10 protein-coding genes are annotated in these 13873 nt (G+C 70.3%); 5 read left to right on the forward strand and 5 right to left on the reverse strand.

The features are described from left to right. Positions 1 to 42 precede the first annotated feature (42 nt). Positions 43 to 1956 (reverse strand): B12-binding domain-containing radical SAM protein, encoded by a 1914-nt coding sequence (locus VPH43_RS21260; protein WP_328579756.1) that lies wholly within the window; start codon positions 1954 to 1956, stop codon positions 43 to 45. 20 nt (positions 1957 to 1976) lie between these two features. After that, entirely contained in the window at positions 1977 to 3275 is a 1299-nt protein-coding gene (locus tag VPH43_RS21265; RefSeq protein ID WP_328579757.1) for a TIGR03862 family flavoprotein, read from the reverse strand. Positions 3276 to 3456: 181 nt separating this feature from the next. Between VPH43_RS21265 and VPH43_RS21270 the strand changes: the two genes are divergently transcribed. Then, positions 3457 to 4620 carry a response regulator gene (locus VPH43_RS21270; protein ID WP_328579758.1) on the forward strand — a complete coding sequence of 388 codons (1164 nt, stop codon included), beginning with the start codon at positions 3457 to 3459 and terminating at the stop codon, positions 4618 to 4620. On the opposite strand, the gene VPH43_RS21275 is transcribed toward VPH43_RS21270, so the two are convergent. Next, positions 4617 to 5657, reverse strand: a complete 1041-nt coding sequence (locus VPH43_RS21275; RefSeq protein ID WP_328579811.1) for an RNA methyltransferase — start codon at positions 5655 to 5657, stop codon at positions 4617 to 4619. The genes VPH43_RS21270 and VPH43_RS21275 overlap by 4 nt on opposite strands. 46 nt (positions 5658 to 5703) lie before the next feature. After that, positions 5704 to 6648: an AraC family transcriptional regulator gene (locus VPH43_RS21280; RefSeq protein WP_328579759.1), complete on the reverse strand. Its 945-nt coding sequence runs from the start codon at positions 6646 to 6648 to the stop codon at positions 5704 to 5706. 91 nt (positions 6649 to 6739) lie between these two features. Here VPH43_RS21280 and VPH43_RS21285 point away from each other — a divergent pair, with 91 nt between their 5' ends. The 4 genes from VPH43_RS21285 (at position 6740) to VPH43_RS21300 (ending at position 12057) form a co-directional block, all read left to right on the forward strand. Further along, entirely contained in the window at positions 6740 to 8962 is a 2223-nt protein-coding gene (locus VPH43_RS21285) for a helicase-related protein (RefSeq protein ID WP_328579760.1), read from the forward strand. A gap of 17 nt (positions 8963 to 8979) precedes the next feature. Continuing rightward, positions 8980 to 9798, forward strand: coding sequence for an IclR family transcriptional regulator (locus VPH43_RS21290; protein WP_328579761.1), 819 nt, complete (start codon positions 8980 to 8982; stop codon positions 9796 to 9798). Between the two features lie 100 nt (positions 9799 to 9898). After that, entirely contained in the window at positions 9899 to 10882 is a 984-nt protein-coding gene (locus tag VPH43_RS21295; RefSeq protein WP_442909323.1) for a tripartite tricarboxylate transporter substrate binding protein, read from the forward strand. Further along, complete coding sequence (locus tag VPH43_RS21300) at positions 10879 to 12057, forward strand: serine hydrolase domain-containing protein (RefSeq protein WP_328579762.1); 1179 nt, start codon at positions 10879 to 10881, stop codon at positions 12055 to 12057. The genes VPH43_RS21295 and VPH43_RS21300 overlap by 4 nt, the downstream gene beginning before the upstream one ends. Before the next feature lie 7 nt (positions 12058 to 12064). Here VPH43_RS21300 and VPH43_RS21305 read toward each other — a convergent pair whose 3' ends face one another. Then, positions 12065 to 13852 carry a M14 family metallopeptidase gene (locus VPH43_RS21305; RefSeq protein ID WP_328579763.1) on the reverse strand — a complete coding sequence of 596 codons (1788 nt, stop codon included), beginning with the start codon at positions 13850 to 13852 and terminating at the stop codon, positions 12065 to 12067. Between the last annotated feature and the right edge of the window lie 21 nt (positions 13853 to 13873).

Here is a 13873-nt window from a genome sequence, read left to right on the forward strand (position 1 = left end):
CGTGCGACGCCGCCGCAGCGGCTCCCGCAAGGCGCAGCCGCCCTACCGGGCTTGCAGTGCCCGCGCGATGTGGTCCCGGCGCACCGTGGGCCGCGGCACCTTGCGGCTGAACCAGCGCCGCACGTCCTCCTCCAGCCCGATGCCATGCATGAAGTTGTAGATCGCCTTCTTCAGTGCCTGGCCCAGCTCGTCATGGTCCACGCCGGTGGGGTCCACAAAACCGATGTCGTTCTTGGCAAAACTCACCGGTGGCAGCGGCTGCAGGATCACGCCGTAGTCCTGCGGGTTCTGGCCCACCGGCGAGTGCACGGTGCAGGCAAAGCGGTGGAAGAAGCCGGACTGGATGCAGCCCTGCTCGAACAGCTGGCGCACGTACTCCAGCGCGTCCACCGTGTCCTGCACGGTCTGCGTCGGGAAGCCGTACATCAGATAGGCGTGTACCAGGATGCCGGCGTCCGCAAAGCCGCGTGTCACACGCGCCACCTGCTCCACCGACACGCCCTTCTTCATCAGGTTCAGCAGGCGGTCGGAGGCCACCTCCAGCCCGCCGGAGATGGCGATGCAGCCGCTGTCGGCCAGCAGCTCGCACAGCTCGGGCGTGAAGCTTTTTTCGAAGCGGATGTTGCCCCACCACGAGATGCCCAGGTTGCGGCGCTGCAGCTCGATGGCCAGGGCCTTCAAGGCCTTCGGCGGCGCAGCTTCGTCGACAAAGTGAAAGCCCGTCTGGCCAGTCTCCTGCACGATGGCCTCGATGCGGTCCACCAGGGTGGCCGCCGAAGCGCCTTCATAGCGCGAGATGTAGTCCAGGCTGACGTCGCAGAAGCTGCACTTCTTCCAGTAGCAGCCATGGGCCACCGTGAGCTTGTTCCAGCGCCCGTCGGACCACAGCCGGTTCATCGGGTTGAGCATGTCCAGCAGCGACAGGTACCGGTCCAGCGGCAGGCCGTCCCAGGTGGGCGTGCCCACTTCGGAAAACGGCACGTCGGGCTCGACGAAGTTGATGTAGCGCACCGCCTGCGAGTCCGCCTCGCGCACGAAGCTGCGCACCAGGCGCTGGCGCGAACGCTTGCCCTGCAGGTGCTCGATCAGCGCGAGCAGCGGGCGCTCGCCGGCGTCCAGGGTCACCACATCGAAGAAGTCGAACACGCGTGGCTCATTGAGCTCTCGCAGCTCGGTGTTGACGAAGCCCCCACCCAGCGCCACCGTGATGTCCGGGTGCTCCAGCCTGATGGCCTGCGCCATGCGGAAGGCGGCGTACACGTTGCCCGGGAACGGCGCCGAGATCAGCACCAGCCGCGGTTGATGGCGGGCCACGGCCTGCAGCGTGAGCTCGCGCAGTGTGCGGTCCACCAGGTTCAGCGGCTGCGCCAGCGCCTCGGCCATGGGCTCGAAGCTCGGCTGGCTCTGCGCCAGCTGCTCGGCATACCGCACGAACTCGAAGCGGCTGTCCACCGCATCGCGCAGCACGTCGGCCAGGTCGTTCAGGTACAGCGTGGCCAGGTGGCGCGCCCGGTCCTGCAATCCCAGGGCACCGAAGGCCCAGGCCAGCGGGTCACCGCCCTCCTCGTCGATGAACACCTCCAGCGTCTGGAAGCGCGGGCCCTCGGGCAGGAAGTGGCGGCCGTTGATGCGGTGCGCCAGCGTCGGGTCCTTGCCCTGCAGGAAGGCGATGGTGGGCGTGATGGTGCCGAGGTAGCGATCGAACTGGTCGGCAAACGCGTTCACGGCGGCGCTGCGCTTCTCCATCGGCATGGCCAGCACCCGCTCGTGGATTGCGGCCAGGCCGGCCGGGGAGAACAGCTGCAGCACCAATGCGAGCGCCAGGTCCTCCTGCACCGCGTCCACACCGCGCGAGCGCAGGAAGCCGGTGAGGTAGGCGGTGGACGGGTACGGCGTGTTCAGCTGCGTCATCGGCGGGATGAGCGACAGAACACGGAGGGCAGGAGCGAGCGACATCGATAAAGGCAGCGGGAAGGTCAGCCCGATTGTCCCGCCTGCGCCGCCAGCCAACGCCGCGCGCCCTCACCGGCGGCGCGGCCGGTGGCGAAGCAGGCGGTCAGCAGGTAACCCCCGGTGGGGGCTTCCCAGTCCAGCATCTCGCCGGCGCAGAACACACCCGGCAGCGCCTGCAGCATCAGGCCGTCGTCCAGGGCCTCGAAACGCACGCCGCCCGCGGTGCTGATCGCCTCGTCCACCGGCCGCGGCGCCCGCAGCGTGAGCGGGAGGGCCTTGAGCGCATGCGCCAGCTGCTGTGGGTCGGCCAGTTGTTCCGGGCGCAGCAGTTCATGCAGCAGGGCCATCTTGATGCCCTGCACGCCGAGCCGGCTCTTCAGGTGCGTGGACAGGCTGCGCGGTCCGCGCGGCCGGCGGGTTTCGGCCAGCACCTGCTCGAAGCTGTGGTCGGGCAGCAGGTCCAGCCACCAGGTGGCGCTGCCCTGCGCTTCGATGGCATTGCGCAGGCGAGCACTGAACGCATAGACCAGGCTGCCTTCGACGCCGGTGTCCGTGATGACGAACTCACCCTGCTGGCGCGCGCCGCCGGCGGCCGCATCCCCGAACGCCGCAGCCACGGGCTTGACCGGCTGGCCGGCAAAACGCTGGCGCAGGTGCTCGCTCCAGCCCTCGCGCCCCGCAGCGGTGGGCGCCACGTCGAAGCCGCAGTTCGCGGGCTTCAGCGGCGCGATGTCGACGCTGCGCGAGCGCAGCCACGGCACCCAGGCGCCATCGGAGCCCAGGCGCGCCCAGCTGGCACCACCCAGCGCGAGCACGGTGGCGTCGGCGCGCTGTTGCACCTCGCCCGTGGGCGCCTGGAAGCGCAGCGCGCCATCGGCCGACCATCCCAGCCAGCGATGGCGGGTGTGCAAGTGCAGCCCGCTGGCGCGCAGCCGCTGCAGCCAGGCGCGCAGCAAGGGTGCGGCCTTCATGTCGGTGGGAAACACACGCCCCGACGTGCCCACGAAAGTGGCGATGCCCAGCGCTGCCGCCCACTGGCGCAGCGCATCGGCACCGAAGCGCCGCACCCAGGGCGCCAGCGCCTCGCGCCGCTCGGCATAACGCCCGAGGAAGGGCTCGATCGGTTCAGAATGCGTGAGGTTGAGCCCACCGCGGCCGGCGAGCAGGAACTTGCGCCCCACCGACGGCATGGCATCGAACAGGTCCACCTGCACCCCGCCCTGCAACAGCACTTCGGCCGCCATCAGGCCGGCCGGGCCGCCGCCGATCACAGCCACTCGAGGGGCAGAAGTGGACGTCGGCGGTGCGGGCACTGGGCTCATGGGCACAGTCTATCGGCGCAGGTGTCCACATCCCCTGCATGCACCGCAGCGCGCTTGCAGCCGGAATGTCCGTGAAATAGGCCCGGGGCCCACCGCCACATCGGCTGATCGAAGCGTGCCCGCCGCCGATATGCTGCTTTGAGTGGCCGGCATGTGCCCGCCGATGGAACTTCTTCACAACATGACCGAAATCCTCCTGTGGCTGATGTTGGCCGGCGCTGTGGTGGTGCTGGCCGGCGTGGCATGGCGCCGGCGTGCGCAGATGCGTCACCGTGCGCGCGCCCGCGCCGAGGCCGCGCTGATGGCCGCCGAGACGGCACGCGCGCAAGCCCGCCAGCGGGCAGAGGAGCAGGCGAAGGCGCAGGCCAGCCTCGCGGCCGAAGAGGCCGCACGCGCGCAGGCGCAACGGCAGGCCGAAGCAGAAGCGGCTGCCCTGCGGCAACGCGAAGCCGACGAAGCCGCCCGCGTGCAGGCGCTGCGCGCCGCCGAGGAAGCGGCCCGTGCACAGGCCAGGCGCGACGCCGAACAGGCCGCCCAGGAGCAGGCACAGCGCATCGCCGCCGAGCAGGCCGAACGTGAAGCGGCCCGCGCCGAAGCCGAGCGCCTGGCGAACGAGCAGGCCCAGCGCGCCGCCCAAGCGGCCCGGCTGGAGGCCCAACGCGCGGCAGAAGAAGCCGAGCGCCGCGCCACGGCCGAAGCTGCACGGCAGGCTTTCGAGCGGGCCGCCGCACGCGAAGCGGCGCGCCGGGAAGCCGAACGGGCCGCTGCAGAAGCCGAAGCCCGTCTGCAGGCCGAACGAGCAGCCGAGGCACAAGCCGCACGCGAAGCGGCTGCGCGCGCCGAAGCGGCCCGCATCGAAGCCGCTCGCCTGGCAGCGGAGCGTGCGCGCCAGCAGGCCGAACGCGAAGCCGCCCAGGTCATGGCCGCCGCGGCCCGCAAGCCGCGCGAGCAGACGCTGGTGATGGTGGCCGACGATTCCAAGATCGTTCGCGTCAAGACCGGCCGGCTGCTCACCCAGCACCAGTACCAGGTGTGTTTTGCCGAAGACGGCCTGGACGCCGCGCGCCAGATCGCCGAACGCCAGCCCGACGTGCTGATCACCGACGTCGAGATGCCGGGCATGGACGGCTTCCAGCTCACCGAGCATGTGCGCCAGAACCCGCGCACCGCCAACATCCCGGTGATCATGATCACCGCCGCCGATGAGCGCCATCGCGACGATGCGGCGCGTGCGGGCGTGAGCGTGCTGCTGGGCAAGCCGTATCCGGAAGACGAGCTGATCGCCCGCATCGAGGCCAGCCTGCGGGCCGGCGACGCCGCCACGCGGCCGATGGAACTGGCTTAAGCCCCGGCGGGCACCGCCCGCACTGGAATGCGCACCCGCGTGCCCAGCTCGCGGGCGCGCAACTGGCCGCAGCCGCCGTCCACGTCCTGCCCCGCGCTCTGGCGCAGCTTGGTCAGCACGCCGCGCCGATGCAGGCTGCGCGCGATTTCCGCCGCGCGGGCCCACGAAGGCCGCTTGAACGCCAGCCCGTCCACCGTGTTGTACGGGATCATGTTCATGATCGCGTACTTGCCCTGCAGCAGGCGCACGATGCCGTCGATCTCGTCGTCGCCGTCGTTGATGCCTTCGAGCAGGGTCCACTGGTACTGGATCGGGTAGCCGGTCGCGCGCGCATAGGCTTCGCCCAGCGCCACCAGTTCGGCCGGCTCGATGCGCGGTGCGCGCGGCATCAGGCTGGCGCGCAGATCGGCCTTGGTGGAATGCAGGCTCAACGCCAGCGCCGGCTTCACCGGGCCCGCCGGCAGGCGTTCGAACACCCGCGGATCGCCCACCGTCGAGAACACCAGGTTCTTGTGGCCGATGCCGCCGGCCGTGCCCAGCAGCTCGATGGCTTCCAGCACGTTGTCCAGGTTGTGGGCCGGTTCGCCCATGCCCATGAACACCACCTTCTTCACCGGCCGCTGGCGGCGCGCCAGCACCACCTGGCCCACGATCTCCGCGCTGCCCAGCTGGCGCAGAAGGCCGTCGCGCCCGGTCATGCAGAAGACGCAGCCGACGGCGCAGCCGGCCTGGGTGGACACGCACACGCCGTCGCGCGGCAGCAGCACGCTCTCCACCGTCTGGCCATCGGCCAGCTGCACCAGCAGGCGTGCCGATCCATCCTCGCCGGGGTGTTCGGAGTGCAGGCGCGCCAGCCGGTCCAGATCGGCCTCCAGCGCGGGCAGCGCCTCGCGCAGCTGGCGGGGCAGAAAGTCCTCCGGCCGCCGCTTGCCGCTGGATTGCGGCAGGGCCTGCGCCCACAGGCGAAGCACCCGCTGTTCATGCGGCGGCGCTGCGCCGCCGGCGCGCAGGCGGTCGCGGATGTCCTGCACACGCATGAGGGCCGTCGTCTCCATCCAGGCATGGTAGCGGCGGCCCGGCGCGTCACTTCAACGGCAGGTAGATGTCCGTGCGGAGTTGCTCGGCCGGCGTGCTGTCGGGGTCGTCCACATAGTGCTCGAAGGGCGGGGTGTCGCGCAGCGCATAGCCGGTGGCGGGCAGCCAGTCGTGGTAGACGCGCTGCCAGGTGGTGTGCAGGTCCTCGTAAGGCCCCACGTGGCGGAACACCGCGAAGCGGCCACCCGGCAGCTCGTGCCATTGCAGCGTGCCAGTGAGGGGGATGTCCGGCTTCGTGCACTGGCCGCTGCGGGTGGCGAGGTCGTAGTCGAACACCGTGGCGCACCACATGCGCGCGTTCTGGTCGTCCGGGCCTTCGGGGTCGTCCGGCATCACGGCGATGCAGCTGCCCATGCGCTGCTGCAGGCCGGCCGCCTGCACCGCGGGCATCAGCTCGCCGAAGCCCTGCTGGGCGGCGCGCGTCATGTCGCCATTGCTCATGCCGCGGCCGGTGGCGGCGAGGAAGGTCAGCGTGGGGATCTCGATCAATTGCGGTTGCAGCATGGGATGGGCTCCTGTGGCGGGGGGGATGGACAAGGGGCTGCGGCGGTCGAACAGCCGCTGCCAGTGGGGCTGGGTACCGGCACGCACCGCCGTCGGCGTGGTGTCGAGCTCGCGGCGCATCGCCTTGGCCAGCGCCTGCGCGGATTCGTAGCCCACCGCCAGGGCCACCTCGATGACCGGCAGCTCGCCCTGGCCCAGCAGCTCGCAGGCACGCTGCAGGCGCCGCCAGGTGACGTAGCCCGCCACCGTGGTGCCGAAGTACGCGCGGAACATGCGCTGGAAGTGGTGCGGCGACATGGCCGCGCGGCGGGCCAGCGTGTCGGTGTCCAGCCGGTCGGCCAGGTGCGCGTCGGCATGCTCCACTGCACGCGACAGCAGCTCGAGGTAGCGCACCGGCGGGTGGGTGGGAGGGGCGTCTTTGGAAGGCATGGCTGCATTCTGGCCAGCGGCGTGGCCGCCCGCGTGTCCCATCGTGCTGGATCGGGTGGGCTAGAGTCCACACCGCACCGACCCTGCCCGCATGCCCACTTCCAGTCCAAACAGCCCTGCCTTGCCCGACCCCCGGCACCTCAGCCGCGTGCCTGCCCACCTGACGCCCGAGCAGGTGGAGCGCATCCGCAAGGCGGCCTACAACCTGCCGCAGGTGAACAAACCGGCCGACTTTGCGGCCGGCCATGGCGAGCCCAGCGACGAGCACCTGCACCACCTGGGACTGATCCTGCTGCAAAAGGGCGTGGCGGGGTCGAGGCCCAGCCGCTGGATCGCTCCCGCCTGCATGGACGCGGCCCTCACCCATCTCGACGAGCTCGGCTCGGGCGGCGCGTTGCGTGCGGCACTGAACGAGCGCAGCGCCCAGCTGGAGTCCATGGGCATCACGCGGCATGGCACCGGCTGGCATCGGCAGTACAGCCAGCCCTTGAAGCTGTCCGAAGCCAGCTGGCGCCTGACGCTGGCCTACCAGGCGCCGGTGAACACCGAGGCGGTGTGGGCCTTCTTCCGCGGTGGCGACAAGGCCGCTTTGCGCCAGGCGCTGGGGCCCCAACCGCCCTGGCCCGACACGCCCGCGCTCACGGCCCACATCGACCGCCTGCTGCGCCGCAGCGAGGCCTACGCCGCCCGGCAGATCGACCAGTTGCTGCCGCGCCTGCAGGCGGAGCTGGCGCAGCCGCGGCCGCTGGCCGAACTGGAAGCGGCCTGCACGCGGGTGCAGGACCGCTGGGAACACCGTGTCGCCGAGCAGAACACACTGCACAGCCTGAACAGCGAGCTCGCCTTCCAGGGCTACCCCGACACCTTCGACAAGGCCCGCCGGCTGCAGCGCAGCGTCACCCTGTTCGTGGGCCCGCCCAACAGCGGCAAGACCCACGCCGCCTTCGAGCGCCTGGCCAAGGCGCATGACGGCTGCTACCTGGCACCACTGCGCCTGCTGGCGCTGGAAGGCCGCGACCGGCTGGTGGGCCGGGGCGTGGCCTGCTCGCTGCTCACTGGGGAGGAGAACGTGCCGGCAGAAGGCGCGCGCGTGGTGTCCAGCACCATCGAGATGCTGTCCACCAGCAAGCCGGTGGAAGTGGCGGTGATCGACGAAGCGCAGATGATCTTCGACGCCTCGCGCGGCTGGGCCTGGACCCAGGCGATCGTGGGCGTGCCGGCCAACGAGGTGCTGATCATCTGCTCGGCCTATGCGGTGCCCGCCATCGAGAACCTGCTGCGCCTGTGCGGCGAAAGCTGCACCGTGCGCCATTTCGAGCGCAAGCAGCATGTGCAGCTGCTGCCCACGCCGGTGGCGCTGCCCTCGCTGAAGAAGGGCGATGCGGTGGTGGCCTTCAGCCGGCGTGACGTGCTGATGCTGCGCGACCAGATCGCGGCCAACGGCCATCCGGTGTCGGTGATCTATGGCGCCCTGCCGCCGGAGGTGCGGCGGCGCGAGGCGGAGCGCTTTGCGCAAGGCGAGTCGCACATCCTGGTGGCCACCGATGCGATCGGCATGGGCCTGAACCTGCCGATCCGCCGCGTGGTGTTCAGCACCATGACCAAGTTCGACGGCCAGAGCGACCGGCCGCTCACCGAGTCGGAAGTGCACCAGATCGCCGGCCGCGCCGGGCGCTTCGGCATGCACGAGGAAGGTTTTGCCGGCGTGCTGAAGGAGGCAGAGCCCACCGCCATGCGCGCGCTCGGCGACCTGCTGCACAAGCCTCCGCGTGCGCCGCAGCCCTTCAAGGCCCCGGTGGCGCCCAACTGGTGGCATGTGGACACCATCGCCTCGCGGCTGCACCTGCGCCGCCTGCACGACGTGCTGCGCATCTTCATGGACCAGCTCAAGCTGGACAGCGCGCACTTCCAGGTGGCCGAGCTGGAGCAGATGCTGGAACTGGCCGAGGAGCTGGACCGGGTGGCCGGCAAGCTGCCGCTGAAGGAACGTTTCATCTACGCGCAGGCCCCGGTGGACACCCGCACCGAAGGCCAGGTGCAGGAGTTCCTCAACTGGACCAGCAACCATGCACTCTCCGGCAAGGCGGGCGACCCCTGGTTCCTGGACGAGGTGGACGAACACAGCCGGCTGGACCGCATGGAGCAGGCGCTGCGCTCCTGCACGCTGTGGCTGTGGCTGGACCTGCGGTTCCCGCGCGTGTACGGCCACCTGGAAGAGGTGCTGGACCTGCGCTCGCGCCTGAACGACGGCATCGAGCGCCAGCTCAAGGGCAAGCGGCCGCTGGCCCAGATGCGCCGGCGCGTGCGGCGCTGAGGCCACGGCACATCGCCATGAAGGCCACTGCGCGTACCGCCGCCGGCAACACCCGCCCGCGGGCGCCGCGCCCCAAGGAAGACCGCCATTTCGTGGCGGCGCTGGCGCGCGGGCTCGAGGTACTGGCGTGTTTCCGTTCGGGCGACAAGGCACTCGGCAACGGCGAGATCGCCCAGCGTTGCGGCCTGCCCAAGTCCACCGTGTCCCGCCTCACCACCACTTTGGCGCGGCTGGGCTACCTGGCCCCGGTGGAGGACACCGGCAAGTACCGCCTGGGAAGCGCCGTCCTGTCGCTCGGCAGCGCCATGCTGGCCCGCATGGACGTGCGCCAGGTGGCCCGCCCGCTCATGCTGGAGCTGGCCGAACACTCGCGCGCCATGGTGTCGCTGGCCACGCGCGACCGGCTGTCGATGATCTATGTGGAGAACTGCCGCAGCAGCGCCGCGCTCACCTTGTCGCTGGACGTGGGCTCGCGCGTACCGGTGGCCACCTCGGCGATCGGGCGCGCCTACCTGGCCGCCTGCGCAGAGCGCGAGCGGCGCGACGTGATGGAACAGGTGGAGCAGCTGGACCCTGTGGCCTGGCCCGGCATCCGCCGCGGCATCGAGCAGGCGGTGGCGGACCATCAGCAGCTGGGCGTGGCCTGCTCCTTCGGTGACTGGCAGAAGGACGTGAACGCGATCGCGCGTGCGGTGAACCCCGGCGGCGGCATGCCGCTGATGGCCATCAACTGCGGCGGCCCGTCGTTCAACCTGTCGAAGGAATTTCTGCTGAACGAAGCGCGCCCGCGGCTGATCGAGCTGGTGCAGCGCATCGAGGATCAGCTGCTGCGCTGACCATCGGCGCACACCCTGGTTTACAGCGCAGGAAGCGTTCCGATACGATGGATCGGAAGCAAAACCAAATTCTGCAGTGCAGAACACGATTGGAGACGCCTTGAGCCGTGACCTTTCACCCACCCGCCGCAGCCTGCTGACCGCCGCTGCCGCCGCGGCGCTTGTGGCGCCCTGGACCTCGACTTTCGCGGACACCTATCCCAGCCGCCCCATCACCTTGATCGTGCCCTGGCCCGCCGGCGGCTCCACCGACCGACACATGCGCGGCCTGGCGGAGATCGCCAGCAAGCACCTGGGCCAGACCATCGTGGTGGAGAACAAGCCCGGCGCCGGCGGCACCCTGGGCCCCAGCAGCATGGCGATGACCGCCAAGCCGGACGGCTACACCATCGCCCAATACCCCATGGGCATGCTGCGGGTGCCGCACATGCAGAAGACGCCGTGGCATCCGATCAACGACTTCAGCTTCATCCTCGGCGTGTCGGGTTATACCTTCGGCCTGACGGTGCGGGCCGATTCGCCCTTCAAGACCTTCAACGAGTACATCGAGGCCGCGCGCCAGAAGCCCAACACCATCGACTACGGCTCGACCGGCATCGGCACCTCGCCGCACCTGCTGATGGAAGAGCTGGCCGACAACGCCAAGGTGCAACTGGTGCACGTGCCCTTCAAGGGCAACGCCGACATGCAGCAGGCCCTGCTGGGCGGGCATGTCATGGCGCAAAGCGACGCCACCGGCTGGGACAAGTTCGTGGACAGCGGCCAGATGCGCCTGCTGGTCACCTTTGGCGAGAAGCGCACCCGCCGCTGGCCCAACGTGCCCACCGCCAAGGAGCTCGGCTACAACGTGGTGTCCAGCTCACCCTACGGACTGGCGGGCCCCAAGGGCATGGACCCGGCCATCGTGAAGACGCTGCATGACGCGTTCAAGAAGGCGATGGACGACCCCAAGCACCTGGCCCTGCTGGAGCAGCTGAACCAGGACCTCTGGTACCGCAACGGCGATGAATACCGCCAATGGGCCGTCGCCACCTTCGCCAAGGACAAGGCGCTGATCGAGCGCCTGGGGCTGGCGGCCAAGTGACGGCCGACCGCTGGCAGGCGCTCGACGACGCCGTAGCGCGGGACGTGGCCGCCGGCCGCATCCCCGGTGCAGTGATGCGGGTGCAGCACGCCGGCGACGTGGTGCACCAGCGCGCCATCGGCCAGCGCGATCCGGCCAGCGGCGCGGCCATGACCGAGGACACGATCTTCCGCATCTATTCGATGACCAAGCCGATCGTCTCGGTGGCCACGATGATGCTGGTGGAAGCGGGCCGCCTCGGCCTGGACGATGCGGTCGCGCTGCACCTGCCGGAGTTCGGCAGCCTGCAGGTGGCCACCGAAACGGTGGACGGCGACGGCCGCAAGACGCTGGCGCTCATGCCCTGCCCGCGCCCGCCCACGGTGCGCGACCTGCTGCGCCACACCGCCGGCTTCACCTACGGCATCTTCGGCCAGTCGCTGCTGAAGTCACGCTACCTGCAGGCGGGCGTGGAATCGCGCCAGGCCAGCAACACCGAATTTGCGCACCGCCTCGCGCGCCTGCCGCTGGCCTATGCGCCAGGCACGGTGTGGGAATACAGCCGCGCCACCGACCTGCTCGGCGCCCTGATCGAGCGCATCACCGGGCAGACCCTGGGCGAGCACCTGGCGCAACAGATCTTCCAGCCGCTGGGCATGGTGGACACCGGTTTCCATGTGCCGGCCGCGGAACAGCATCGCCTGGCGCAGCCCTTTGCGGCCGATCCCGAGACCGGCCAGCCGATCCGCCTGCTGGACGCCACCCAGCCGCCGGTGCTGGAGTCGGGTGGCGGTGGCCTGGTGTCCACCGCGGCAGACTACCTGCGCTTTGCCCGCCTGCTGCTGGCCGGCGGCGAGCTGGACGGCACGCGCCTGCTGCGCGCGGACACCATCGCGCTGATGACGCAGGATCAGCTCGGTGCGGAGATCATCCGCGCCAGCCAGGTGCCCGGCGCCACCACCGAGTACCTGCCCGGCCCCGGCTACGGTTTCGGCCTGGGCTTTGCGGTGCGGCTGGCCGACGCGGGCGCGCGCTACCCGGGCCATGCAGGCGACTACCACTGGGCCGGACTGGGCGGCACCAGTTTCTGGATCGACCCGCAGGCCCAGCTCATTGCGATCTGGATGATGCAGGCGCCTTCCTTGCGCGAGGCCTACCAGGCGTTCTTCCGCAGCGCCGTCTACGCGGCGCTGTGAGCCGGGTTCAACGCGCGGCGGATGCCGGGTCGGTCGCCGTGCGCATCACCGGATAGAGCCGGAACTGCTCGTCCCACGACGGGTGGCGCCGGTAGAAGAACTCCAGCCGCGCCTGCGGGCTCCTGGCGAACTCGGCGTCCTCGGCGACGCGTTGGCGGAAGGCCTCCGCCAGCGCCGGGTCGGCCGCCATCTGCTCGCGCGCCACTTCCTCCGCCACATACGGCTCCATGTACTCCTTGGGCTCGAAGGCGTTGTTGAACAGGCCCCAGGCCGCCAGCGAATCGGGCGCCTGCGGCTCCAGCAGCGCCATCACCAACCGGGCCTTGCGCTGCGCGATCGGCACGAAGAGTGCACCGGCCGCCAGGTCGCGCTGCTCAGGTTGCCAGCGGCCGTGCAGGGCGACGCGCTGGTGCGATTCCACCGAGGCCGCCGCAAAGTTCGCCTTGTCAGCACGGAAGGTTTCGAGCGGCACCCGGGCCATCGCCTGAGGCAGCGTGCGAAAGCTGATGCCATGCACAGCCAGGCGCTGCGCCACCCCCGCGGCATGCGCGGCCGGCACCACATACCCGGCGGCCGGCGCGGGCACGCTGAGCGCCGGCTGCAAGTCGTCGCGCAAGGGCACGCGCCACAGTTGCGGCCGGCTTTCGTCGTAGCGCGTCATCAGCGCGCCGGACACCTCCGACGGTGTGCGTGTGTACTCGTAGCCGCGGAACTCGACGATGCGCTGTTTCTCGCTCGCCTGGTAGTCCAGGGCCACGGGCTGCCCGGCCAGGTGCGCCGCGCGCTCGTCGGCCGCCTGCTGCAAGGCTCGCCACGCCTGGCCGTGGGCCGCCACCTGCGCCAGCACCGACACCACGGTGTTGCGCGTGATGCGCACGCGGGTGGGATAGTCCTTCCACGAATGTGCTTCCACCAGCATGGCGAAGCGGTTGCGCAGCAGGAAGTAGCCGGTGGAAAAACGCGGCGGCGACACGCTGTCTTCGAAGCCGGAGGCAGGATCGTCCTCGGTCACGAAGGACATGTAGAACGGCAAGGGCAACGAGCCCTGGCGCGCGAGGTCGCCGATCACCGCGTCGCGCAGCTGCCTGCCCGCATTGCGCAGCGCGGGGTCGCCCGCATGCACCGGCTCCACCTGGATGGACACGTCGTGTTCGAACTTCGCGCCGTCGGTGACATGGAGGTCGATCACCGCCAGCGGATCCCACTCGTTCACCAGGCGCAGCATGGCCTGCATCTCTGGCGAATCGGCCTTGGCGTAGTCGCGGTTCAGGTTGAAGTTCTGCGCGGTGGTGCGCCAGCCCATCTCCTTCGGGCCACGCTGGTTGGGCCGGTTCCAGGCGCCGAAGCGCTCATGGCCGTCGATGTTGAACACCGGCACGAACAGCAGCACCTGCCGGTCCAGCGCACCCGGCGCCGCTGCACCCTCCAGCACCTGGCGCAAAGCCAGGAAGCCCGCGTCCTTGCCGTCGATCTCGCCGGCATGGATGCCGCCCTGCACCAGCAGCACCGGCAGGCCGCGCCGTTGCGCCTCCTTGGCGGTCAGCGCGCCACTGCGCGAGGCCACCAGCGCCTTCATCGGCCGGCCTTCGGGCGTGTGGCCGAAGTCGATGCAGCGCACTGCCGCGGGGTAGGCACGCTGGAAGGCATCGCACAGCGCGATCACCTCTTCATAACGGCCGGTCTGCTGCCAGGCCGTGCGCTCGGCCAGCGTGGTCAACCCAGCGGGCGCCGCGGCCGCGGCGTTGAGCAAGGGCACCACACACAGGCCGGCAGGGAGCAGGGAGCGCAGTTTCATGGGCAAGCGTGGCCGGCGCCA

The organism is Ideonella sp. BN130291, assembly GCF_036231905.1.
GTDB lineage: Bacteria > Pseudomonadota > Gammaproteobacteria > Burkholderiales > Burkholderiaceae_C > CAMLIZ01.

Excerpts from the sequence above, each read along its gene's own strand:
- VPH43_RS21260 (WP_328579756.1), bottom strand. The coding sequence starts at position 1,956 with ATGTCGCTCGCTCCTGCCCTCCGTGTTCTGTCGCTCATCCCGCCGATG.
- VPH43_RS21265 (WP_328579757.1), bottom strand. The coding sequence starts at position 3,275 with ATGAGCCCAGTGCCCGCACCGCCGACGTCCACTTCTGCCCCTCGAGTG.
- VPH43_RS21270 (WP_328579758.1), top strand. The coding sequence starts at position 3,457 with ATGACCGAAATCCTCCTGTGGCTGATGTTGGCCGGCGCTGTGGTGGTG.
- VPH43_RS21275 (WP_328579811.1), bottom strand. The coding sequence starts at position 5,657 with ATGCGTGTGCAGGACATCCGCGACCGCCTGCGCGCCGGCGGCGCAGCG.
- VPH43_RS21280 (WP_328579759.1), bottom strand. The coding sequence starts at position 6,648 with ATGCCTTCCAAAGACGCCCCTCCCACCCACCCGCCGGTGCGCTACCTC.
- VPH43_RS21285 (WP_328579760.1), top strand. The coding sequence starts at position 6,740 with ATGCCCACTTCCAGTCCAAACAGCCCTGCCTTGCCCGACCCCCGGCAC.
- VPH43_RS21290 (WP_328579761.1), top strand. The coding sequence starts at position 8,980 with ATGAAGGCCACTGCGCGTACCGCCGCCGGCAACACCCGCCCGCGGGCG.
- VPH43_RS21305 (WP_328579763.1), bottom strand. The coding sequence starts at position 13,852 with ATGAAACTGCGCTCCCTGCTCCCTGCCGGCCTGTGTGTGGTGCCCTTG.